Below are 24,634 nucleotides of genomic sequence, written 5' to 3'. Positions count from 1 at the left end.
AATTATTGTTTATTAAAGTGCAAATACTTGACAGTAGTCAGCAGTTAGTTAATTTTTGACCGCTGACCGCTGACCGCTGACCGCTGACCGCTGACCGCTGACCGCTGACCGCTTTAGCTTTGTGGCGTTCCATAAATTTGCTCTGCTCGATTAAACAAAACCCATGAGGTTAAAATATACTTATCGTTTGATACTGGCTTATTGCCTCTATGTGTATGCGTAAAGTAGCCTGGGGCAATTACCATGCTGCCTTTTTTAGGGGCTATTTTACGATTTTGATAATAAAACTCGGTTTCTCCGCCTTCTTCAACATCATTTAAATAAAACATAAATAACAATACCCGATGCAGTGCTTCATTATGCTGTAGCTGCGGATACACTTCACTGTGCCAATACGGATAACCGCCTTTATTTACTTCGTATTTTTGCGCTTGAATATTACCGAGTCTAAAAATTTGCTGCACCAATAAGGGGAGTTGTGGTTTACCTACCTCGTCATAGTTGGCGTGAGTCAAATCAACCGGTTGTCCTGTTTTTGGGTGATATACCTTTAAACCAAATGCCCCAATCATCATAAAAATATGTTCTTCAATGTAGTTAAAAACATACTGTGCAGTGGTTTGTTGAATATGTTTTAATTGTTCTGCGTATTCAGGATGATTGTTTAAGTATAAGTCGTGGCTATCTTTTTTATTAAGATCAACACCGCCCGATGTCATCCCTTGTTTAATATGCGGGCTTTGAGAAAAGGTAGTGATAAAGTTATCGCAAAAGTCATTACTGAGTGCGTTGTTATATACGCGGATAAAGTCCGTCATGAGTTACCTATTTAATTTTATTATTGGATTATTATGTTTACTGAAAAAGTGATGCCGCGTTTTAGCGAAACGGATGCACTCGGACACATCAACAATACCGTACTCCCTGTGTGGTTTGAAGCCGCCCGAGTACCTATTTTTAAATTTTTTACGCCTGATCTTAATCCACACAACTGGAAGTTAATTATTGCTAAAGTTGAAGTGTCGTTCGTTGGTGAGCTCTTTTATGCTCACGAAGTGACAATTAATACCAGCATAGAGCAAATTGGTAATAGCTCATTTGTAATCCGCCAAGAAGCATGGCAGCAAGGTAAATGCTGTGCTATAGGTAAAACGGTAATGGTCCGTTATGACTTTGCCAGCAAAACAAAGCAAATGCTTTCGACTGATGAAAAAGCCGCATTGACACAGCACCTTGTTGCAGTTAGTTAATCGCAGCTTAGCTGTGGCAAGCAGGATGGTTAGTCAAATATTGCCCCAAGGCAATGACTTGTTTTTGATTAAAGCGCAGCCCAAGCTTTGTTCGTCGCCAAAGTATATCTGCGCTGGTTCTTGCCCATTCATGGTTTACTAAGTAATCAACTTCCTGCGCATACAGACCATGACCAAAGTGATGGCCTAAATCGCCGATTGCTTGGCTGTTCCCCAGTAATTGATAACTAAGCGTGCCATAGCTGCGAGCCATACGTTTTAATGTGTCGATTGCCAACCAAGGGTAGCTACTTTCTAACTGAGCGATAAGGTATGTTTGGTTACTAAAGTCGCCGCCTGGTAAAGGGGGGTTTTTCGTCCACGAGCCACTCATCTTTGGGTAAAAAGGCGCTAACTTATTGACGGCATTTTCTGCAAGCTTTCTATAAGTGGTAATTTTACCACCAAACACACTTAATAATGGAGCATAATCAGCTTCATTATTTAATATCAGCTTGTAATCGCGGGTGACGGCTTGAGCATCTGTTGATTTGTCATCTAACAGCGGGCGCACGCCACTAAACGTGTGCACAATATCCGCTTCGCTTATTGGCTTTTTAAAGTAATGATTAGTAATACTGATCAGGTACTCGATTTCTTGCTCACTAATTTTTACATCAGTAATATCGCCGGTGTACTCTTCATCTGTGGTGCCAATCAGTGAGTAATCTTGCTCATAAGGAATGACAAATACAATGCGATTATCTTTATTTTGTAAAATATAGGCAGCTGGCTCATTGTGGAGTCGGGGCACTACAATATGACTGCCTTTCACAAGGCGAATAGTGTGTGGAGAGGGCGGTGTAAATACATCCTCAAATAATGAGGCTACCCAAGGGCCAGCGGCATTAACAACACTTTTGGCTTTGACTTGCAGTCGCTGTTTGCTGGCTTGTTGCTCTAAAATCACATCCCAATAATCTGCGTTACGCGTTGCTTTAATGCAGCGGGTGCGTGTTGCAATGGTGGCGCCTAAATTATGAGCCGCTTGGGCGTTTAAAATCACTAAACGCGCGTCATCAACCCACCCATCAGCGTATTCAAAGCCATGGGTTATACTGTTGTTAAGTACACTATTGCTGTCAAATTTAATCGCTTTTGAGGCGGGTAAGGTGTCACGTTTCGCTAGGTGATCGTAAATAAATAACCCCACACGAATCATCCAAGAAGGACGTAAGTGTGCTTGGTGCGGTAGCCTAAAAGAAAGCGGCCACATAATATGCGGCGCTTTTTTTAATAGCACTTCACGTTCACGTAATGCCTCTCTTACCAATCTAAATTGATAATTCTCTAAATAGCGCAGCCCGCCATGAATAAGCTTACTGCTATTAGAGGAAGTGGCTGAGGCTAAATCGTTTTGCTCACACAATAATACTTTTAAACCGCGACCACTGGCATCGGCAGCAATGCCAGCGCCGTTAATACCGCCGCCAATAATGAGTAAGTCATATTCGTTGTCGTGTGCGCTCATAGATTTTACTCACTCTCGCCGTCAGTGCTATTAGAAAGTCTAACTTGTGCAATGCAATGTAGCCACTTTGCGTATAAATCGTTGCGCTCTTCTCTGCTCATGGTTGGTTCAAAGCGACGATCGCTTTTCCACATGCTGGCAAGCTGCGCAGTTGATTCATACACCCCAGTTTGCAAACCGGCTAAGTAAGCAACCCCTAACGAAGTGGTTTCGGTTAGAGTGGGGCGCTCAACGCTTGCGCCTAAAATATTGGCTAAAAACGCCATTGCCCAATTATTGTTTGCCATGCCGCCATCAACTCTTAGAATACTAGGGCGGAGTCCGTCACCTTCCATAGCTTTTTGTAGATCTTTGGTTTGATAACCTACTGATTGTAAGGCAGCTGCAACAATAGTGCTAATGCCTGAGTCTCGGGTTAGGCCCAAAATTGCGCCTCGGGCATTTGCATCCCAATAGGGCGCACCTAAGCCTGTAAACGAGGGAACCAAGAATACCCCATGATCCAAGGGAACATCTTTGACGAGGGCTTCACTTTCTCCCGCGTTTTCTAATAACTTTAAGCCTTCTACTATCCACTGCATGGTGGCACCAGCCATAAAAATACTGCCTTCAATCGCATAGGTTGGTTTGCCGTTGAGCCGATACGCAAGAGTGGTTAATAAACGATTATTTGATTTTAGTGCTTTATCACCAGTGTTAAGCATTAAAAAGCAGCCTGTTCCGTAGGTACTTTTTGCCATGCCTTCTTCAAAACAGGCTTGACCAATTAAGGCGGCTTGCTGATCACCTGCTATGCCGCAAATTGGAATTTCACCACCAAATAGCTCGCTTGTGGTTGAGCCAAAGTCAGCCGCTGAGTCCATTACTTCAGGTAACATTGACGCTGGAATATCAAATAAGCACAGTAATTCTTCATCCCAACATTGCTGATGAATGTTAAAAAGTAATGTGCGAGAGGCATTGGTAGCATCGGTTTTGTGAGCTTTACCGTTAGTGAGTTGCCATAGCAAGTAGGTATCTATCGTACCAAATGCTAGTTCACCTGCGTGTGCTTGCTCTTTAGCGCCTTTGACGTTATCTAAAATCCAACGAATTTTGGTTGCAGAAAAGTAAGGATCGAGCACTAAACCGGTTTTATCATTCACCATTTGTGAATGCCCAGCATGACGTAAACTATCGCAATATTCACTGGTACGTCGGTCTTGCCACACAATTGCATTGTAGATAGGTTGCCCGGTTTTTTTATTCCACACTAAGGTGGTTTCTCGTTGGTTAGCAATGCCTATAGCAATAATATCGGCGGCAGTGACTTGTTGCTGCGATAAAACGTTTTTAACACTGGTTAATACGGTTTGCCAAATATCTACAGGGTCGTGTTCAACCCAGCCATTTTGCACAAAGTGCTGAGGGAAGGTTTGTTGAGCTGTGCCAAAAACCTCGGCATCTTTAGTGTATAAAATAGCCCGAGAGCTTGTCGTTCCTTGGTCAATCGAGAGTATGTATTTAGACATAAAAAATAGTATTTTTAATTTAGATAAAGATAGCTTGTCTTTAAGCTAAACGAATAGCAATGCTTTTGCGCCCCAATGATTAAAATTATAGATGAGCGCAAGGTAGGAGAGGGAGGTGAAAACTCAATACTGGCGCCTACTATTTAATAGGCGCCAAGCGATAGTGATTAGTCATGAGCATCTGTTAATTGCTGATGTAACCAGTCTTTTAATACCATTCTGTCGTGTTTTAACTGCTGCATGGCTTCGTCATCTATGGGTGAGTCTTGTAGCTCAAGCACTCGAATTTCTTTATCGATTTCATTGTATTGTTTTGCTTTGGTTGCAAAGTTTTCATCGTTTGCACTGAGTGTTGCAATAGTTTGCGTGTAATCAGGAAAGTCTTTAGTTAATGAATGGTCTTCGCCTAACATAGGTTACTCCTTAAATGGCTGTTGCATAATGCACGTCACGTTTTATAAAAATGATCAGTGACTTGGGGTGTCCCCATACAACAGAGCTTGGGCTGATCTAAAATAAATCAACCGTTGTTGGTTGTTAGTGTGTCTATTTATGTTTGCTGGGCTGCAAAACACTGACACCTGCAAAGGCTTCAGTTAGAATATGCCTGCGACAGGCCCTAATTACTTTGAGTACTTTATTACATGCTTTTAATGATCGATAACTACGACTCGTTCACCTATAACTTGGTACAGTATTTTCAGCGCTTAGATCAAGAGGTGCTGGTTAAGCGTAACGACCAAATAACACTGAGTGAGATCAAACAGTTAAATCCTGATCATATTGTGATTTCTCCAGGGCCTAAAAACCCTACTCAAGCAGGGATTTCGTTATCTGTAGTAGAGCAATTTAAAGGAATTTATCCTATATTAGGTATTTGTTTGGGGCACCAAACCATTGCTCAAGTGCTAGGTGGTAAGGTAGTGCGCGCTAAACAGGTTATGCATGGAAAAACATCGCCTATTTATCATCAGCACCAAGGCATGTTTAAAGGTTTACCTAACCCACTTACGGTGTGCCGCTACCATTCTTTAATTGTTGAAGCACACTCATTGCCAAAGGAGTTAGAAGTAACAGCATGGACTCAAAGCATCGCTGGGCAGCGTGATGAAATTATGGGATTATTACATAACGAGCTCGCACTTGAGGGTGTGCAATTTCACCCTGAAGCGATTTTGACCGAGCAGGGCTTAGCTTTACTTGATAACTTTTTAACGCGTTTTTAGCTGCAAGCTATTTACTTTTTTGCCTTTAGATAGAGTTTATGACTGATATATTGCAACAACAACGTATAAATAACATGCTAAACCAGCGAGCACATGACTTGTTACTGGGTCATAGCTTTGCCAGTCAGCAAATCGGCTTTATTCATACCTTAGATTTTAACGATGGCAAACCAATAAAAAAGCGCACTTTATTAGAAGTAGAAGCGACTGCACAGCAAAAGCGCCAACAAAAAAGCTCTTCACATCAAAAGTTACAGGTACAAGCAAGTAAAAAATTACATACTGTCATTGAAAGTGTGATTGTAAAACGTCTTGAAGACATGGACGCTGTAATTAAAGACACCATTGGCATAGAGGATAACGTGTGCGCCATACTCGATATACTGGCTACGCGTGCCGCCTCGGTAGGGCGACTAGAGCCACTAATTAATGATTTAAGTTGGCTCGCAAGCGATCTAGTTACTTTGGTAAATTTGCCCTTTTATCGTAACAAGCGCAGTAAAACTACATCAGTAAAAGTAGATACACCTGCTTTAGCATTGCGTTATGTAGGCTTAAATAATTTACAGCTGGTGGTGCCAACTTTTGCTGTGCGTCACTGGATGCCATATAGTACGGAACCATTTCCATTGTTAAAGCGCAGGTTAAAAGACAATACCATGTCGTGTGCTATTGCTGCGCAAATGCTTGCGCAGCTTAACGGGGTAAACCCAATGCATGCGTTTACATTGGGTATGTTACTTAATGTGGGGCAAATTGCTTTAGTGCGCTTATACTTAAAAGTGTTCGACCAGGTATGGCAGCGCAAAGTACTGCGTGTTCGTGAAGAAGGTGATAAAAACCTGCACACCGCGTTATTAGAGTTAAAACCAGATCCGTTATTTCTAACGACACTGCTCAGCGAAAAGTCATTAGTTGTCAGTGCTAAGGTCATTGAAACAATGGCGTTTAAATATTTGCCTCTTAACAGTGCTATGCAGCAATTAGTCAATGGGGTTGAAAAGGGCGATACTTTATTGCCATTAGCAGAGGTTGTTCGCAAAGCTCGCTGCTATTCCCAATACTTAAATTTAAAAGAGCACCAGCTAATTGAAGACGATGAATTACAAAGCTGGTTTAGCTATTATCAGTTCACTAAAAAAGAGTTAGACACCCTAAAAACAGGTAGTTTTACTAATTTAGCACTGCAAATTGATTAAATTTGTTAATTTTTTTGCGACTATTCATTCACTTTAATTCTACTTATTCATGTGCCGTTGGTTTATAAGTGCCATGCTTTTTTCGTTGTAGAGGCGCTCACTAAGGTAAATACACATCAAAATTAGCTCTCAAATAGTTATTCACTATCTATGAAATAATATCTTAAGCCCTTTATTTTAAAGGGGTACATGAAAGTTTTTGAAGAGACATCCCCCTAAATTTCTGAAATAATGAGCGCCTGAAAATTGAACCACAACGTAGTTTCAGGCAAATATACAGCTATTAATTTTTGCCGGCACATTTGGTTATTAACAATAATCACACCCCTATTCTACTGCTTTGTGATGCACACAATTAAGAGGAAATAAAATGACAGTCAATCGCGAATTATTTGATCACGTAATGGTTCCTAACTACGCACCTTCAAGCGTAATTCCTGTTCGAGGCGAAGGCTCTCGTGTATGGGATCAACAAGGACGAGAGTTTATCGACTTTGCTGGTGGTATTGCCGTTAACTGTCTTGGCCATTGCCATCCTGCATTAGTGGGCGCATTAAAAGAGCAAGGCGAAAAAATTTGGCATTTATCAAATGTAATGACCAATGAGCCGGCACTTCGCTTAGCTAAAAAAATGGTTGATGCGACATTTGCTGAAAAAGTTTACTTTGCAAACTCAGGCGCAGAAGCAAACGAAGCGGCGCTTAAATTAGCGCGTCGTTTTGCGCTTGATAAATTTGGCGCAGAAAAATCGCAAATCATCGCCTTTAATAAAGGCTTCCATGGCCGTACATTCTTCACCGTTACTGTTGGCGGCCAAGCAGCCTATTCAGATGGTTTTGGTCCTAAGCCAGGCGACATTGTTCATTGTGATTACAATGACCTTGCCGCATTTGAAGCACTGATCAGCGATAACACCTGTGCGGTAATGATGGAACCAATTCAAGGTGAAGGCGGTATTATTTCGCCAACTGACGAATTTGCACAAGGCGTTCGCGATTTATGTACTAAACACAGCGCATTGCTTATTTTTGATGAAGTACAATCAGGTGTTGGCCGTACGGGTGAGCTATACGCATACCAAGGTTTAAACGTAGTGCCTGATATTTTAACCTCAGCAAAAGCTCTCGGTGGCGGTTTCCCAATTGGCGCTATGCTAACAACCACTGAAATTGCACAGCACCTCAAAGTAGGTACTCATGGTTCTACTTACGGTGGTAATCCACTGGCGTGTGCGGTTGCAGAAGCTGCATTTGATACTGTAAATAACCCAGAAGTTTTAGCGGGCGTTAAAGCAAAATCGGCGTTATTTACTGAGCTGTTAAATGCCATTAACGACAAGTACCACGTATTTAGTGAAATTCGTGGTCAAGGCTTATTAATCGGTGCTGTGGTAAACGAGCAATACAAAGGCCGTGCAAAAGAGTTTTTAGTTGCAGGTACTGAGCATGGCTTAATGTCACTGGTTGCGGGTGCTGATGTAGTGCGCTTTACCCCTTCTTTAGTAATACCTGAAGCCGATATTCGCGAAGGTATGGCACGCTTTGAAAAAGCAGTAGCCCACGTTGTAAATGCGTAATTGCTAATTCAACTTCTTTAGGGGCAAACTACGTTTGCCCTGCAGTTCCTATTTACCGTTATATATAAGGGAGTAAGCGGATTCATGATGATCCTTCGCCCAATCCAAAAAAGTGATTATGCAGCGTTAGTAACCATCGCCGACGAGTCGGGACATGGCTTTACTTCTTTGCCTAATAATGAAGCGTTATTACAGAAGAAGATTGCGCATTCAGTTAGCTCATTTACAAAAACCACGTCACAACCAGGTGATGAAGGGTACTTGTTTGTACTTGAAGACACTGAAACTGGTGAAGTAGTCGGTACTTCAGGTATTGAAGCCGCAGTTGGCTTAGATGACGCATTTTATCATTATCATTTGAGTAAAGTGATTCACTCTTCGCGCACGCTAGATGTATATAAAGCGGTAGATATTCTCACCCTTTGTAACGACTACACTGGGGCGACAGAGCTGTGCACACTGTTTTTAAAAGACGGCTATCGTAAAAATTGTAACGGTAAGCTGCTTTCAAAAGCACGTTTTATGTTTATAAAACAGCACCAACAACGCTTTGCACAAACCGTTATTGCAGAAATGCGCGGCGTATCTGACGAAAACGGCAGTAGCCCGTTTTGGCAGTGGCTTGAAGAGCACTTTTTCTCAATGGACTTCCCAACGGCAGATTATCTGACGGGAATAGGTCAAAAAGTATTTATTGCTGAGCTTATGCCTAAATATCCAATTTATGTCAACTTATTGAGTAAAGATGCGCAAGCGGTAATAGGTCAAGTGCATGACAATACGCGCCCTGCAATTCAACTATTAAAAAGTGAAGGTTTTACTTTTAATGGTTACGTTGACATTTTTGATGCAGGCCCAACGGTTGAAGCAAAAGTAGATAACATTGCGACAATTCGTAATGCGCAAAACTTTAGCGTTGAAATTGGCGAAATGACAGGCGATACCATGGTGTTGCTAGCCAATGACAAACTTGAAGACTTTAGAGCAACAGTAACGCCAATGGCATTTGACGAGCGCTCAAACAGCCTAGTGCTTACGCAAGAACTTGCTGATGCATTACATTTGAAATCGGGCGATTTTGTTACTGCTACCCCAATTTAATTTAGGAGAAAGTATATGACTCATCCTGCACAATTTATTAATGGTCAATGGTCACCAGGCCAAGGCACCGAATTTAACTCAGTTAACCCTGCAAATAACGATGTTATTTGGCAGGCATCAGCTGCAAGCGCTGAGCAAGTAGATAGCGCAGTAGCCTCTGCGCGTGAAGCATTTTATAGCTGGGCTGATAAAAGCTTTGCACAGCGCTTAGAAATTGTAAAAACCTTTGCTGCAACGTTAAAAGAGCATAGTGAAGAGCTGGCTGTGGCAATAGCACAAGAAACAGGTAAACCATTGTGGGAAACGCGTACTGAAGCGGGTGCCATGGTAGGCAAAATTGCCATTGCTGAAAAAGCATTTTTAGATCGTACTGGCGACGTTGAGAACGCGATGCCGCAAGGCCGTGCGATGATCCGCCATAAGCCACACGGTGTTGTCGCTGTATTTGGTCCTTATAACTTCCCTGGGCACTTACCAAATGGCCACATTGTACCTGCACTTTTAGCTGGTAATACCGTGGTATTTAAACCGTCTGAACTTACACCTATGGTGGCTGAGCTAACCCTTAAACTATGGGAAAAAGCCGGTTTACCAGCAGGGGTTATTAACCTAGTACAAGGTGAAGTAGAAACAGGTAAAGCATTGGCGTCACACAAAGGCATTGATGGTTTATTCTTTACTGGGTCTTCACGTACTGGCCATATTTTACATGAGCAGTTCGCGGGTCAACCGGGTAAGATTTTAGCGCTTGAAATGGGTGGTAATAATCCGCTAATCGTTAAAGATGCAGAAGATACTCTCGCTGTAGTACACGATATTGTGCAATCTGCGTTTATTTCAAGCGGCCAACGCTGTACGTGTGCACGTAAACTGTTTTTACCAACAGGCGCTAAAGGCGATGAAATTTTAGCACGCCTAATTACAGCCACTAAAGCAATCAAAGTTGGTAATTACGACGATGCTGACCAACCATTTATGGGCTCTATGATCTCAGCGGCCGCTGCCGCTGGTATGGTTAAAGCACAAGATGAGTTAAAGGCCATGGGTGGCGAAGTGCTAGTTGAACTTGAGCACACAGCAAACACTGGCTTTGTTACACCGGGTATTATTGAGTGTACTAACATCAATGACTTCCCAGATGAAGAGCACTTTGGTCCGCTTTTAAAAGTATTCCGTTTTGATGACTTTGACCAAGCAATTGATAAAGCAAACGACACTAGCTTTGGTTTATCAGCAGGCCTACTAAGTGATAACCAAGCTGATTACGATCATTTCTTACGTCGTATCCGTGCGGGTATTGTTAACTGGAACCGCCCTATTACCGGTGCATCAAGTGCAGCGCCGTTTGGTGGTATTGGTGCCTCAGGTAATCACAGAGCAAGCGCTTATTATGCCGCTGACTACTGTGCATACCCTGTTGCGTCTGTGGAACTTGAAAAAGTAACCATGCCAGCAACACTAAGCCCAGGTTTAAAAATCGATTAACCGATTTTTAAACTAGTAATAAATCACTAAAAAAGCAGCTTCGGCTGCTTTTTTTGTACTGCAATCTCACAAAGCTAGCAATTATCAGTGCTTTCTGCTTAAATTAAACAACCAGTATTTTTGAGGTAAGTAGACAATGGTTTTAAACAGGCAAGGGTACGATGACTTAATAATGTACCTAACTCAGAACTTAGCGTTGTTTGAAAAACCAGGTGAAATAAAGCCAGGTGCACCAACGGTTATTGAGTTAATTGAAGATGTAATTGCCGAAAATGTCATACGCATTTGTCAACAACACCCCGATCTATCTACAGAGCAGCGTAGTCAAATTGTACGCGAAGTTGATGGCATTGTTTACGACTTACAAGAAGTACTCAGCAGTGTGACTTCTCACACCGTCACAGTCGAACAGCATGCTTTTATTGATGAGTTTGCAGGGCTAGTCAAAAACTTATTTGATAACGCTATTAGTTAATATTTCCCCCTTTAAAACCACGCTTTATTCGCTATTTAATTTTAAATGCGCGCGAGTGTCTGCGTGTAATGAATATAAATTATTGAGATAAAACAATGCAAGCAAATGTAAAATGGGTTGAAGGTAATACTTACATCGGTCGCTCTAACAGTAATCATAATGTCGTGTTTGATGCGGGCAGTGACGGAGCCGCACCTAGCCCAATGGAAATGGTGTTGATGTCTCTCGGTGGTTGTTCATCGGTTGATGTGGTGAGTATTTTAAAAAAAACTAAGCAAGAGTTCTCATCAGTAGATGTGCAGTTAACCGCTGAACGAGCAGAAACAGCCCCGCGCGTGTTCACAAAAATTAATTTACACTTTGTTGTAACCGGTAACAATGTGTCTGAAAAACACCTAGAGCGAGCGGTTTCGCTTTCTGCAGAAAAGTATTGTTCAGTTGCATTAATGCTTGATAAAACAGTAGAAATTACCCACAGCCATGAAGTTGTTCAAGATCAGGGAAAATAACGCTTTTTCCGTGAGTAAAATTCGTATAAAATCCGCGAACTTTTCATTCTGCAGGTGCAGATTTCACTAATTTATAGGTTGGTTTATATGAACAAACCCTTCGATAAACTTAAACTTCATGGCTTTAATAATTTAACTAAAAGCCTAAGCTTTAGTATTTACGATATTTGCTATGCAAAAACAGAGCAACAACGTAAAGAATATATAGAATATATCGATGAGCAGTATAGTGCAGATAGACTAACCGACATTTTAGGTGATGTGGTTGATATTATTGGTGCCAATATATTAAATGTTGCACGTCAAGATTATGAGCCACAAGGTGCCAGTGTAACTATTTTAGTTTCAGAAGAGCCGGTAGAAGAGCAGCAAAATTATGATGCTGACGAAGCACCAGGGCCGTTACCTGACTCAGTGGTTGCACACCTTGATAAAAGCCACATTTGTGTTCACACGTACCCTGAAGCACACCCTGATGATGGTATTTGTACTTTCCGTGCTGATATTGAAGTATCAACCTGTGGCATTATTTCGCCACTTAAAGCGTTAAACTTCTTAATCCATAGCCTTGAGTCTGATGTGGTTACAATTGACTACCGTGTACGTGGCTTTACCCGCGATATTAACGGCGTTAAACATTACATTGACCATGCAATTAACTCGATTCAAAACTTCATGACAGAAGATACTAAAGAAGCGTACCAAATGATGGACGTGAACGTGTATCAAGAAAACCTGTTCCATACCAAAATGATGTTAAAAGAAACCGACTTAAATACGTATTTATTTGGTTTATCTACTGATGATTTGTCAGATGACGAAGAAGAAGAGATTCGCTCAAAACTAACACGTGAAATGCAAGAAATATTCTATGGTCGTAATCTGCCAGATACAGAATAATAGCAACGCATTAAATAAAAATGGCGCTCACTGAGCGCCATTTTTGTATGTGTTTTTCATGCTACTTAACCAGTAATAACTCGGTTTGTCGGCCATTTAGATACCACACACCGGTTTTATCAAACAGGGCGTCTTCTTCTAGCATTATTCTTATTTCTTTATTCCACGGCTTTATAAACACCGCATTGTTAAGCTCAATAGAATAGGCGGTATTTAAATGCAGTGGGTAATCGCCATCACCCGGCACACCTTGCTGTGAATCCCACATGCCTAATGTCGTGCCAGCTGCATGGCCATGATAGCCAAGCGGGTGAGTATAAATAGTGGGCTTTAACCCCTGTGCAATGGCTTTTTCGCGGGCGGCTTTTAATACCTGATTACCCGTTTTCCCAGCTGTAAATTCAGCCGTAAAAATGTCTTGTAGCTTATTACCCTTTTTTAACGCCTCAACAAGGTAATCGGGGGCTTTTTTCTCGTCTGGTTTTAAAACATACGCGTGTTGTTGAGTGTCGGTATTTAGGCGTAAATACGTAATACCAAAATCGACATGCAGTAAATCGCCAGCTTGAATAACATTGTCGGCATAGCCATTGGTAAAACTGTCTTCGTGATCGAACGATTTACTGTCGGCGCGTTGTATTGCAATACTTGGGTGAAACCACGTTTGCAGTTTAAGCTCCCTCACGCGCTCTCTAAACCACCACACTAAATCGTCGCTGGTTGTCTCTCCAACCGTAATGGTATTACTGGAGAATCCCTCAGCAATAATATGATGAGCAATCGATACAATATGCTTATACATGTCTACTTCTTCTGGAATGCGCTGTTCTAACCATGCAACAGCCAACGGCTCGGCTGAGATTATTTTATTTTTATATGCAGCAGGAAAGTTAGCCATTAAAGTGGTGTAATCGCCCAGCACTAAGCCATCAGCGTGTGCCCAGTCTGTAGATGTATTGAGAGCAATATTTCGCGGTTGGTATTGCTCAATAAGCTCATTAAGAGCAAGCCACTGATTGGGCTGGGCTTGCTTATCCCATGCCTTTTTAAACACATTCCCTATTTTATAAGGCGCAATAGCAAAAGCATCCACAGCCCCTGAGGCATTGCGTGCTAACACTAAAATAGTGGTGCGCCTTGCCGATAACCATGTAGCTGGTAGCATGGTTTTTAATATCGGATCTTCATTATATTCGCGGCTTATCATTAGCCACATATCTATATTGTGTTGCTGCATTAATGCGGGTAATAACGTATTGATGCGTTTTTCGGTAATGCTATCGATAAACGCGGCCCTGTCTTTCATTGATAAAATAGTCGGAGGCTCAGCGGCTTTAATTACAGGGCTAAGAAGTATGAGTATAAAGGCTAATAAAAAAACGCATTTATTATTTTGCATAGTTGGCTTATTTTTAGGCGAATATATAAGCTAACATCTCACAAGCAATACGATAAAAAAAATCATTTGCGATAAACTGCAGACACAAAAAAGCCCAGCAAAGTACGCTGGGCTTGTTTACTCAATACGACTTAGCTAAGCATGCTGTACAGTAACGCACACACGGCTAACGAACCGACCGCCAGTACAAATAAGGTACTTAAACGGTTACGGTATTTTTGTAAGCTAGGTACTTTGTAAACCGCAATCATTGGCATAATGAATAAAATCATCGCAATGATTGGGCCCGATAACTGGTCCATCATATCTAGTATGCTTGGGTTTTTAACCGCGCAGAACCAAATAGCCAAAAACATCAGTACCGCACCCACTTTGTCAGCCACTTTAGGGCTCATGCTTGAGTGTTTAGTTACTAACCCAGTAAAGCTTTCGCGCGCCCCTAAAAAGTGACCTAAAAACGACGACATAATAGCAATAAAGGCAACCAAAGGTCCCAGCGTTGCAATGAATGAGTTTTCTGTAATATTAGCTAAGTAAGACAAAACAGAAACGTTTGCCGCTTTAGCTTCTGCCATTTGTTCACCGGTAAGTGATAGCACACATGAGAATACAAATAACAAAACAAAGGTGATCAGTAATAAGCTGGTACGTTTTAGAATCGCTTCTGACTTAGACGTTGCTAGTTCACCGTAGTGGCTGCGTTGTTTATTAACAAAGCTTGAAATAGCCGCTGCATGACTAAACGAAAATACAATAATAGGAATTGATAACCAAAGTGTTTTACTAAAGCTGCCTAGCTCAGGCAAGCTTGTATCCGGCATTTGCCAGCTTGGGATTAAATACAGCGATAAAAAGAATAATATACCCACTAACGGATACACTAAAATAGCAAAGGCGCGCAGCATTAAACGTTCACCGCCCATCATCAAGCCAATCATCAGCGCAACTAAGATACCCGATAAGGCAACGCGTGACGGCGACTCCATCCCTAGCTGATTGACCATAAAGCTGTCTACCGTGTTGGTTAAACCCACACCATAAATAAGCAAAATAGGAAAAATTGATAAAAAGTATAACAAAGAGATCAGTCGACCCGCGTTTACGCCAAAGTGCTCTTCTACCACATCGGTAAAATCAGCCTCTTTATTTTTCGACGATAATACAAACCGCGCCAAGCCACGGTGCGCTAAAAAGGTCATCGGAAAGGCTAAACACGCCATAATAATCAACGGCCAAAAACCACCAATACCAATGTTAATCGGTAAAAATAAAATACCCGCACCTACTGCGGTGCCAAAAAGACTGAGTGTCCACTGCGTATCATGCAGGTTCCATTTTGATTTAGACGTGTGTGCGTCTTGTGCTGGTGCATTTGAAAGCGTTGCACCTTGAGATGTTGTCATGTGTGTGTATCCATTATTTATCATAATAATTGCGGCGAAGAATATAGTTTTTAACCACACATTTCATGTGTTTTTATGTCTTGGATATAAATTTGTTGTAGCGGATTAGTTACTGACTGTCACGAATATGAAACAGTGTTTAAAAGCTGCGCAATTAGTGCAGGAATATGCCGCGAAATGCGTGATTAATCATCATGATTGGGGTAAAGGCGAGACATACAATCTGAAACGTTATTTTTAAGCCAAAGTGTACTTGGTATACATTAACTCAGTGAATTATTGATAAGAGTATTTATGAGAATTGAAAATACTTGGCCACTTTCTTGCCAAGTTAATTGATAACTAACAACTCAAAACGAGTTTTATCCTGTAATATTGAAGCCATTAATCGGAACTTCATAAGAGATTTTTTCTAAACTCGGTTATACTTTCTACAATTTAATATGCCAAATGAAGTAAATAGGCCGCTAACTGCAATGAGCAAAGACATTCTTTTCCATACTATTTTTGTGCATGAAACCAGTCAAACATGGGTAGTATTTGTTCATGGCGCAGGGGGGAGTTCGGCAATCTGGTTTCGTCAGCTTAAAGCTTATAAAAAAGAATATAATGTGTTGTTGCTTGATCTTCGTGGTCACGGTAAATCTAATGAGCTATTACAAAACTTTGTCGATAATAACTATTCATTTAATAATGTCTCTAAAGACATTATCGATGTGTTAGATCATAACAATATCACCAGCGCACACTTTGTTGGTATTTCATTGGGCACTATTCTTATTCGCAATATTGCTGAAATTGCCCCGCAATATGTTTCTAGCATGGTGCTAGGTGGAGCGGTGACCCGCTTTAATGCTCGTAGTAATATATTAGTTTATTTAGGCAATACTTTTAAACACTTCTTGCCTTACATGTGGCTGTATCGTTTATTTGCTTTTATTATGATGCCGAAAAAGCGCCATAAAGAATCTCGACTTTTATTTGTTCGCGAAGCAAAACGTTTGTGTCAAAAAGAGTTTATAAAATGGTTTAAATTAGCCATGGACGTAAATCCTTTAATGCAATATTTCAAAGAAAAAGACATTGATATACCCATTCTTTACATTATGGGTAAAGAAGATCATATGTTCCTTGGCCCGGTTAAAGAAATGGTTAAGCGCCATAAAAATAGCGTACTGCAAACCATTCACCATTGCGGCCATGTTTGTAACGTAGAACGCCCAGATTTATTCAATCAACACTCGCTTGCTTTTATCGCCCAACAAAATCGTTAAGGGCTACCCGCTTTTAAAAAGCGTTCAATTAATGGCAAGTACTTAGAAAAACTTATAATAGCCAGTCATTAGTAAATTGGGTCAGGTCATTCTCTTGATTATCGCCCTAAACTCAAAACTAGATAATGCACCAGGATTCCCTAGCTTAATGGACTTATACGTACTTTGTTATAAAGCAGAAATTGGGATTACTGAGGGAAGGTAGTTTATCTTTAATCTGATAGTTAACTATTCGGTTTGGCTTTAGCCTGAAAAATGTGACGGGATAAAACCCGAGCTACAACACGCAAAACAATCGCTCAAACCCTCTGTGTAGCGCGAAGCGCCTCGGTGTGCTCTGTGGTGAGATTGGTTTTACCTTATTTGCTGTGGCCGATTCATACTACTGTCGAAGCTCGAAGCTCGAAGCTCGAAGCTCGAAGCTCGAAGCTCGAAGCCCGCAACCAGCAGCCCATAGGTACTTGCTGGGTTTCGCTTCGCTCTACCCAGCCTACGGTGTATAAATTGTTATTGAACTGCTCGCGACTCTAAGCCCGCAACCCGCAGCCCATAGATATTTGTTGGGTTTCGTTTTACTCAACCCAACCTACGCTAAACCAGCTTTTATTCTTCTAAAGCCGATACCACAAAATACGGATTTAAATACGCATCTTTGGTGTTATAAATAAGTGGGCTGCCATCAAGCTTTGTCACTTTTGCACCGGCTATTTCTGCAATCGCATGGCCTGCGCCGGTGTCCCATTCACAAGTTGGGCCTAAGCGCGGGTAAATGTCGGCGCTGCCTTCGGCGACTAAACACAGTTTCAGTGAGCTGCCTTTTGACACCATTTCAACCTCATCAAAGCGTTTTACAAATTCAGCTAAATCAGGGGAAGGGTGCGAGCGGCTGCCGACTACACGAATAAGGCCTTTGTTAGGCTTAGTGGTAACCTTAAGCTCGATGCGCTCATCGCCTTTATCTTTAAAAGCACCAATGGCTTCGGCGGCTAAATAAGATACACCTAGTGCAGGGGCATCAACTACGGCTAAAACCGGTTTGCCATTTTCGATTAAGGCAATATTAACGGTAAACTCGCCGTTCTTTTTTATAAATTCTTTGGTGCCATCGATTGGGTCAACCAGCCAGTAGCTTTTCCATGTTTGGCGTACGTCCCAACCAATATCAGCACTTTCTTCACTCAATACAGGAATATCGGGGGTGAGCTCTTTTAGTCCTGCACTAATGATTTTATGAGCTGCTAAGTCGGCGTCGGTTACAGGGCTTTCATCGGCTTTGTACTCAACGTTAAAGTCTTTTTGGTAAATACCCATAATCGCGCTTCCCGCTTTGCGGGCGAGAATAAGGGTTTCTTCTAGCAGTTCAGTTTGGTTCATTACATGGGCCTATAGTATATGCTGATGTTTTAGATACGTTATCAGCTGTGCTACCGATTGGTCTAGGGTGTTTTTACTGGTATCTAAAATTATTTCAGGATTAACCGGCGGCTGGTAAGTTGAATCAATCCCAGTAAAATGTTTAATTTCACCGGCGCGCGCCTTTTTATATAAGCCTTTTGGATCGCGACTTTCGCACACCTCAAGCGGGGTGTCGATAAATACTTCGATAAATTCACCCTCATCAACTAACTCACGAACCATGTCACGTTCAGCTTTAAAAGGAGATATAAACGCAGTAAGGACTAACAAACCAGCGTCAACCATTAGCTTGGCGGTTTCGCCCACGCGGCGAATATTTTCAACGCGGTCTGCATCACTAAAGCCCAAATCTTTACATAAACCATGGCGTACATTGTCGCCATCAAGTAGGTACGTGTGCGCACCTTGCTGATTGAGTGCCGCTTCTAATGCATTAGCAACGGTGCTTTTACCTGAGCCAGAAAAACCAGTAAACCATATAATAGCGCTCTTATGCTTTTTTTGTTCGCTGCGCTGTACTTTAGTGGTGGCGTAATTATGCCAAACAATATTGTTATCCATTTGCTGTGTCTCTTTATGCTATAAACGCGGGCATTAAAACGGAAATACCAGCGGGATCAAAGTTAGTACGGTAATTGAATAAATAATAGAAAGGGGTAGCCCCATCATTACATAGTCTTTTAGTCGGTAGTTACCCGCGCTATAAACCATTAAGTTAGTTTGATAACCAAAAGGTGAAATAAAGCTGGCTGAGGCGCCAAATGCAACCGCCATAATAAACGGTAAAGGTTCTACGTTAAAGCCAATAGCCAATGAGTAGGCAACCGGAAACGACAGTGCCGCTGCGGCGTTATTAGTGATCAATTCGGTAAATAACACCGTCATTAAAAAGATTGCGATAAACGCGCCATAAGGGCCAAAGTCGCCTAGCACTACAAACATGGCGTCTGATATTTGCCCAGCAAGGCCGGTGCCTATCATCAGCTTAGCTAAACCTATGGCACTGCCTACTACGGCAAGTAACTCAATAGGAAAGCGGCGTTTTATTTCGCTCAGCTTAATCGTGCCACAGAGCATCAGGCCAATAAGGAGCACTAATAAGCCTTTAACCAGCGGTACTGCACCTAAAATACTTAATCCCAGCACACCCGCAAAGCTTAACAACACAATATTTGATTGCTTTGCACCGAGGTGGGTTTGTAAATCAAGCCCTGAAATATACACAAATTCGCGCTTTAAGTTAGTTAAGTCATAAAAGCTTTTACCAGGGGCGAGGATTAATGAATCACCCGCTTGTAAGCGCACTTGCCCAAGCCCGCCTTGTAAACGGTCGTGACCACGGCGAATAGCAATAACGGCCGCATGAAATTGCTCTCTAAAGTGGGCTTCTTTTACCGTTTTACCAATTAATTTAGACGACTGACTAACAACAACTTCAACAAGGTGTTCTATGTCTTTTTCGTGTTTGTCATGCACCACTTTTAAGCCGTCAAAGCGAGTGAGCAAAGGTACCGACTTTATATCGCCTACAAACAGCAGTATGTCGTCTTGTTGAATAATATGTTGGGGGGTCACGGCGCAAATGCGATTGCCATCGCGAATAATTTCAGCCAAAAACAAGTCTTTTAAATCGCGTAAACCGTTTTCTTCTACGGTGCGGTTTATTAGTTTAGAGCCGGTTTGCACTTTCCCTTCTAAATAAAAAGGCACCACCTCTTGGCTATTTTTACCGTTGTCGGGCAGGCATTTTAGCATCACTAAAATAGTGATTAAGCCCACACTGAGTGCGCCTAAACCCACTAAGGTAAAATCAAAAAAGCCTAATGGCGCCATCCCCGCATCTACTGCAAAGCCATTTACGATTAAGTTTGTAGAGGTACCGATGAGTGTAATAGTACCGCCTAAAATTGCGGTGTACGACAAGGGTAGCAACAGCTTTGAAGGGGAGTGGTTTGGGTTATCTTTTATGGCGGTAATTAAAGAAGCAACCACCGCAGTATTGTTAGTAAAGGAAGACAAAAACGCTGTAGAAAGCCCAAGCTTGGTCACTGATTTAACTAAACTGCCACTGGATAACGATTTAGCTAAGCGTTGAATAAGCGTGGTTTTTTCTATCGCTATCGACACTAAAATTAATAACACTAAGGTAATTAATGATGGGTTAGTATAATTAACCAGCATGTTTTCTAAGTCAATGAGCCCAGTTAGGTAGCTGGTGCCTATGGCGCTGACAAATAACCACGCAGGGTTAATACGGGTGCCAAATAGGCACCCGACTAAAAGCAACATAATGCCTGTTAAAATGAGCTGTTCTACCATGCTTTAAATGTTCCTAACAGGCGTTCATTAAACGTTATAGCTTTGAAATATCAAGCGCTTGCCAATGTGGAAAGTGCTTGCGTACGAGGGCGTTAAATTCAACTTCAAAGTCGCTAAATTGTCCCGCATTTTCTTCACTTTGCAGTACTTGCTCTATCATTCCTGCTGCAACCGTTAAGTTTGATAAACGGTCAATAAGAATAAACGAACCGGTTTCGTGATTATCATGGTACTGATCCGCTAAAATAGTCTCGGTCAGCTCCAGTGTCACAATCGCAATTTCGTTTAACTGTAATGAATCTGCGCTGCCATGCTCTAGGGTGTTTACATCAATAGTGTGGTCTATTTTAGTGACCATAGCCGAGGTGTTTTTGCTGCCTAGTTTTAGGTTATAGCTTTTACCTAGTACTAATGGCGATTCGTGCATCCACACAATTTTAGCCTGTAACTGGTTGGTTACTTGCGCTTGCGAGCTTGCCGGTACAATAACGTCCCCTCGGCTAATATCTATTTCAGTATTAAGAGTAACCGTGATTGCTTGGCCGGCTTCGGCGGTGTCGAGGTTGCCATCAAAAGTCACAATCTCTTTAATGTTAGATGTTTTACCTGAAGGCAGTACTTTTATCTCATCGCCAACGCGTAATTTACCTGAGGTCAGCGTGCCTTGAAAACCACGGAAGTTTAAATTAGGGCGAACTACATACTGCACCGGAAGGCGCGCTTCAAAACCAGTGTCGATTTCAGCTGCCGGAGAGTCTTCTAACAGCTCAAGCAATGGCTTGTCGGTGTAATAAGGAGTGTGCGCAGAGCGGGTTACTACGTTATCGCCTTTAAGCGCCGACATAGGCACAAACTTGATGTTTGATACGTTAAGTTGCTCGGCAAATTTTAAATAATCGGCTTTAATTTTTTCATAAACGGTTTCGTCAAAATCAACAATATCCATTTTGTTAACCGCAACCACAAACTGTTTAATGCCTAATGAGTCACAAATAAAGCTATGGCGCTTAGTTTGTACCTGCACGCCATAACGTGCATCCACTAAAATAATGGCAACATCACTGGTTGATGCACCCGTTACCATGTTACGGGTGTACTGCTCATGCCCAGGGGTGTCGGCAATAATAAACTTACGTTTAGCGGTTGAGAAATAACGGTACGCTACGTCAATTGTTATGCCTTGCTCACGTTCAGCTTGTAGGCCATCAACTAACAATGCTAAATCAAGCTCTTCACCGGCATTACCTACTTTTTCGTTATCTTTATGCAGTGCAGCTAGCTGATCTTCATAAATTTGGTGACTATCGTGCAGTAGGCGGCCAATTAAGGTTGATTTACCGTCATCCACGCTGCCACAGGTTAGCATACGTAATAAGCTTTTGTCTTGTTGACGTGCTAGGTAAGCGTCTATACCAATTTCTTTTACTTCGTTAAATGTATCGTTATTTAGGTTAGACATTAGAAATATCCCTCACGTTTTTTCTTCTCCATAGAGCCTGCTGAATCATGATCAATCACCCGACCTTCACGTTCAGATGACGACGATAGCAACATTTCTTCAATAATTTCTGTTAGGCTGCTTGCCGTTGATTCAACCGCGCCGGTTAGTGGGTAACAGCCCAAGGTTCTAAAGCGAACCGACTTCATTTGCGGTACTTCACCTTCATTAAGTGGCATGCGATCGTCATCTACCATGATTAAGGTACCGTCCCGTTCTACTACTGGGCGCTCTTTAGCAAGGTACAATGGCACCATTTCGATATTTTCTTGATAAATGTATTGCCAAATATCGAGTTCAGTCCAGTTAGAAAGTGGGAATACGCGAATACTCTCACCTGGATTCACTTGGCTGTTATAGGTGTTCCAAAGCTCAGGACGTTGGTTTTTAGGATCCCAGCGATGGTGTTTATCGCGAAATGAATAAACGCGCTCTTTAGCCCGTGATTTTTCTTCATCGCGTCGTGCGCCACCAAATGCTGCATCAAAACCGTACTTATTGAGTGCTTGCTTTAGTCCTTGGGTTTTCATGATATCGGTATGTTTACTTGAGCCATGCGTAAACGGGCCTACCCCCATTTCGATACCTTCAGGGTTTTTGTGTACGATTAAATCAAAGTCATACTCTTTGGCTAAACGGTCGCGAAACTCAATCATTTCACGAAACTTCCAGTTGGTGTCTACGTGTAATAACGGAAACGGAATTTTTGCAGGATAAAATGCTTTACGGGCTAAGTGCAAAAGTACCGATGAGTCTTTACCGATTGAGTAAAGCATAACTGGGTTCTCAAACTCAGCGGCGACTTCGCGCATGATTTTGATACTTTCAGCTTCAAGTTGCTGAAGGTGAGTTAAAGCCATTGTTGGTCGTCCTACTAAAATGATTAAATTAAAATCTGTTAAACTACGCTACGTCTGTCAGCGGTTGAGCAAAGCTACTGATCTGTGCTTTTTCGCCAAACCAGTGTAATTCTTGATGCAGCGAAGCTACTTCACCAATAATTAGTAAAGCGGGTGAAATAATTTGATGCTGTTCAATGAGCTGCGCTAATTGGTCTAACTGTCCTGTGACAACACGTTGATTTTTGCGTGTGCCGTTTTCAATTATGGCCACTGGTGTTGTTGTTTCTCGCCCATGTTTTAATAGCTCGGCTTGAATGTGCGGCGATTTAATTACCCCCATATAAATAGCCAGTGTTTGGTTTTTTTGTGCAAGCGACTGCCAATTAAGCTCTTGGCCTTCCTTTTTACAGTGTCCGGTAACAAACTGAATAGCCTGTGCATGGTCGCGATGCGTTAAAGGAATACCTGCGTAGGCACTACATCCTGCGGCTGCCGTTATACCTGGCACTATTTGGTAATTGACGTTATTGGCTGCCAGTACTTGGACTTCTTCGCCACCACGGCCATAAATAAATGGGTCGCCCCCTTTAATTCGGCACACTTTTTTACCTTGTTGTGCTAAATCAACCAACATCTTATTTGTATCTTCTTGAGCTACGCTGTGATCGCCTAAGCGCTTACCCACACAGATTAAATCGGCATCACGACGCACTAATTCCATGATCTCATCGGATACCAAGTAATCATATACCACCACATCGGCTTGTTGCATTAGTTGCAGCGCTTTTAGTGTCAGTAGCTCTGGATCGCCTGGGCCTGCACCTACAATATAAACTTCACCTTCAGGCTCTACTTTGGCATCTAGCATTTGTTCTAATTGCTGCTCAGCGCCATGGGTATCTCCAGTTTGGACTTTACTCACCACTGATGAATCAAACACGCCCTCCCAAAATTGGCGACGATCGGCAAAGTGTTTAAAGCGCTGCTTTACTTTATGACGAAAGCCACCGACTAAGTTGGCAAGTGGGCCAATATGCTGCGGGATAAGTGTTTCGAGCTTCTCACGCAAGCGCCTTGCTAATACCGGTGCGGTGCCCGCACTAGAAATGGCTATGGTAATTGGATTGCGATCAACAATAGAGGGAAAAATAAAAGTGCATTTAGGTTGGTCATCCACCACATTTACAAACACATTACGCGCATTGGCGAGTTCAAATACGGTGTTGTTTACTTCATCGTTGTCGGTGGCGGCAATAATCAAAATTTTGCCATCAAGATGCGACTCTTCAAAATAGGCATCTATTAATGTTACTTCATTATTATGCGCATGTTCTTTTAATTCTTCGCAAAACCAAGGGGCAACTAGCGTTACATCGGCACGTGCTTTTAAAAACGCACGGCATTTTCGCAAGGCAACCTCTCCACCACCAACCACCAATACGGGTTTGTTGTCGAGTTTGGTAAAGATAGGTAAATACTGCACTAGGTAACGCCTCTAAAAAAGATAACAACGTGTTTAACTGAGAATCAGAATATAGCGGCTATTGATAAGTAAAAAATAATTAAATCTTAGTTTATATACCTAAAAGTTATATCAATCATGCTTTTTAGGTCTAAATCTTATTTAGTAAGGGGTAGAGTGACGTTTAGTATAAAAAAACGCGCTTATAGTGTTTGGTTATGAGCTATAGCAAGTTTAAGCTATGATGCTTATATAGTTTAAGGTCACACAATTTCATAG

The 24,634-nt window shown here is 41.9% G+C and carries 22 protein-coding genes; 10 read left to right on the top strand and 12 right to left on the bottom strand.

Features of this window, described 5'->3' with window-relative positions; all coding sequences use genetic code 11:
• Nucleotides 1-113: 113 nt before the first annotated feature.
• Entirely contained in the window at nucleotides 114-818 is a 705-nt protein-coding gene (locus KG708_RS15545; RefSeq protein WP_213611288.1) for a 2OG-Fe(II) oxygenase, read from the bottom strand.
• A 33-nt stretch (nucleotides 819-851) separates the two neighbouring features.
• On the opposite strand from KG708_RS15545, the gene KG708_RS15540 reads away from it, so the two are divergent.
• Nucleotides 852-1,250 (top strand): acyl-CoA thioesterase, encoded by a 399-nt coding sequence (locus KG708_RS15540; RefSeq protein WP_213611280.1) that lies wholly within the window; start codon nucleotides 852-854, stop codon nucleotides 1,248-1,250.
• A 7-nt stretch (nucleotides 1,251-1,257) separates the two neighbouring features.
• Here KG708_RS15540 and glpD read toward each other — a convergent pair whose 3' ends face one another.
• The 3 genes from glpD to KG708_RS15525 all read right to left on the bottom strand — a co-directional run bounded on the left by glpD (nucleotide 1,258) and on the right by KG708_RS15525 (nucleotide 4,684).
• Nucleotides 1,258-2,760, bottom strand: coding sequence for a glycerol-3-phosphate dehydrogenase (glpD, locus tag KG708_RS15535; RefSeq protein WP_213611273.1), 1,503 nt, complete (start codon nucleotides 2,758-2,760; stop codon nucleotides 1,258-1,260).
• A 5-nt stretch (nucleotides 2,761-2,765) separates the two neighbouring features.
• On the bottom strand, nucleotides 2,766-4,271 hold the full coding sequence (gene glpK, locus KG708_RS15530; protein ID WP_213611272.1) for a glycerol kinase GlpK: 1,506 nt from the start codon (nucleotides 4,269-4,271) through the stop codon (nucleotides 2,766-2,768).
• Between the two features lie 167 nt (nucleotides 4,272-4,438).
• On the bottom strand, nucleotides 4,439-4,684 hold the full coding sequence (locus KG708_RS15525) for a YdcH family protein (protein WP_213611271.1): 246 nt from the start codon (nucleotides 4,682-4,684) through the stop codon (nucleotides 4,439-4,441).
• Between the two features lie 231 nt (nucleotides 4,685-4,915).
• Here KG708_RS15525 and KG708_RS15520 point away from each other — a divergent pair, with 231 nt between their 5' ends.
• The 8 genes from KG708_RS15520 (at nucleotide 4,916) to speD (ending at nucleotide 12,742) form a co-directional block, all read left to right on the top strand.
• Complete coding sequence (locus KG708_RS15520; protein WP_213611270.1) at nucleotides 4,916-5,497, top strand: aminodeoxychorismate/anthranilate synthase component II; 582 nt, start codon at nucleotides 4,916-4,918, stop codon at nucleotides 5,495-5,497.
• 38 nt (nucleotides 5,498-5,535) lie between these two features.
• Nucleotides 5,536-6,696: an HDOD domain-containing protein gene (locus tag KG708_RS15515; protein ID WP_213611269.1), complete on the top strand. Its 1,161-nt coding sequence runs from the start codon at nucleotides 5,536-5,538 to the stop codon at nucleotides 6,694-6,696.
• 370 nt (nucleotides 6,697-7,066) lie between these two features.
• Nucleotides 7,067-8,272, top strand: a complete 1,206-nt coding sequence (locus KG708_RS15510) for an aspartate aminotransferase family protein (protein WP_213611268.1) — start codon at nucleotides 7,067-7,069, stop codon at nucleotides 8,270-8,272.
• Between the two features lie 84 nt (nucleotides 8,273-8,356).
• On the top strand, nucleotides 8,357-9,373 hold the full coding sequence (astA, locus tag KG708_RS15505; RefSeq protein ID WP_213611266.1) for an arginine N-succinyltransferase: 1,017 nt from the start codon (nucleotides 8,357-8,359) through the stop codon (nucleotides 9,371-9,373).
• 15 nt (nucleotides 9,374-9,388) lie between these two features.
• The gene (gene astD, locus KG708_RS15500) at nucleotides 9,389-10,858 is read left to right on the top strand and encodes a succinylglutamate-semialdehyde dehydrogenase (RefSeq protein ID WP_213611264.1); all 1,470 of its coding nucleotides are present in this window, start codon (nucleotides 9,389-9,391) and stop codon (nucleotides 10,856-10,858) included.
• Between the two features lie 136 nt (nucleotides 10,859-10,994).
• On the top strand, nucleotides 10,995-11,333 hold the full coding sequence (locus KG708_RS15495) for a DUF3802 family protein (protein WP_013463829.1): 339 nt from the start codon (nucleotides 10,995-10,997) through the stop codon (nucleotides 11,331-11,333).
• 95 nt (nucleotides 11,334-11,428) lie between these two features.
• On the top strand, nucleotides 11,429-11,842 hold the full coding sequence (locus KG708_RS15490) for an OsmC family protein (protein WP_213611262.1): 414 nt from the start codon (nucleotides 11,429-11,431) through the stop codon (nucleotides 11,840-11,842).
• 87 nt (nucleotides 11,843-11,929) lie between these two features.
• Nucleotides 11,930-12,742, top strand: a complete 813-nt coding sequence (gene speD / locus KG708_RS15485) for an adenosylmethionine decarboxylase (RefSeq protein WP_213611260.1) — start codon at nucleotides 11,930-11,932, stop codon at nucleotides 12,740-12,742.
• Between the two features lie 61 nt (nucleotides 12,743-12,803).
• Here the strand turns inward: speD and KG708_RS15480 are convergent, their stop codons facing one another.
• Both KG708_RS15480 and KG708_RS15475 read right to left on the bottom strand, forming a co-directional pair.
• The gene (locus KG708_RS15480; RefSeq protein WP_213611258.1) at nucleotides 12,804-14,141 is read right to left on the bottom strand and encodes a M24 family metallopeptidase; all 1,338 of its coding nucleotides are present in this window, start codon (nucleotides 14,139-14,141) and stop codon (nucleotides 12,804-12,806) included.
• Nucleotides 14,142-14,272: 131 nt separating this feature from the next.
• On the bottom strand, nucleotides 14,273-15,544 hold the full coding sequence (locus tag KG708_RS15475; RefSeq protein ID WP_213611255.1) for an aromatic amino acid transport family protein: 1,272 nt from the start codon (nucleotides 15,542-15,544) through the stop codon (nucleotides 14,273-14,275).
• A 476-nt stretch (nucleotides 15,545-16,020) separates the two neighbouring features.
• Between KG708_RS15475 and KG708_RS15470 the strand changes: the two genes are divergently transcribed.
• On the top strand, nucleotides 16,021-16,818 hold the full coding sequence (locus tag KG708_RS15470; protein ID WP_213611254.1) for an alpha/beta hydrolase: 798 nt from the start codon (nucleotides 16,021-16,023) through the stop codon (nucleotides 16,816-16,818).
• A gap of 603 nt (nucleotides 16,819-17,421) precedes the next feature.
• Here the strand turns inward: KG708_RS15470 and cysQ are convergent.
• The 6 genes from cysQ to cysG are packed head-to-tail and all read right to left on the bottom strand — an operon-like array spanning nucleotide 17,422 to nucleotide 24,376.
• Entirely contained in the window at nucleotides 17,422-18,192 is a 771-nt protein-coding gene (gene cysQ / locus KG708_RS15465) for a 3'(2'),5'-bisphosphate nucleotidase CysQ (protein ID WP_213611252.1), read from the bottom strand.
• A gap of 9 nt (nucleotides 18,193-18,201) precedes the next feature.
• On the bottom strand, nucleotides 18,202-18,795 hold the full coding sequence (gene cysC / locus KG708_RS15460; protein WP_013463834.1) for an adenylyl-sulfate kinase: 594 nt from the start codon (nucleotides 18,793-18,795) through the stop codon (nucleotides 18,202-18,204).
• Between the two features lie 33 nt (nucleotides 18,796-18,828).
• The gene (locus KG708_RS15455; RefSeq protein ID WP_213611250.1) at nucleotides 18,829-20,553 is read right to left on the bottom strand and encodes an SLC13 family permease; all 1,725 of its coding nucleotides are present in this window, start codon (nucleotides 20,551-20,553) and stop codon (nucleotides 18,829-18,831) included.
• Between the two features lie 34 nt (nucleotides 20,554-20,587).
• Nucleotides 20,588-22,012, bottom strand: a complete 1,425-nt coding sequence (gene cysN / locus KG708_RS15450; RefSeq protein WP_213611248.1) for a sulfate adenylyltransferase subunit CysN — start codon at nucleotides 22,010-22,012, stop codon at nucleotides 20,588-20,590.
• Nucleotides 22,012-22,911, bottom strand: a complete 900-nt coding sequence (gene cysD, locus KG708_RS15445; RefSeq protein WP_213611246.1) for a sulfate adenylyltransferase subunit CysD — start codon at nucleotides 22,909-22,911, stop codon at nucleotides 22,012-22,014. Before cysD ends, cysN begins: the two co-directional genes overlap by 1 nt.
• A gap of 43 nt (nucleotides 22,912-22,954) precedes the next feature.
• Nucleotides 22,955-24,376, bottom strand: coding sequence for a siroheme synthase CysG (gene cysG / locus KG708_RS15440; protein WP_213611244.1), 1,422 nt, complete (start codon nucleotides 24,374-24,376; stop codon nucleotides 22,955-22,957).
• Nucleotides 24,377-24,634: the final 258 nt, after the last annotated feature.

It is taken from the genome of Pseudoalteromonas sp. (assembly GCF_018402495.1).
Taxonomy (GTDB): Bacteria; Pseudomonadota; Gammaproteobacteria; order Enterobacterales; family Alteromonadaceae; genus Pseudoalteromonas.
Note: the sequence above shows the minus strand (reverse complement) of the source record. Positions and strands in the feature narration are given on the sequence as shown.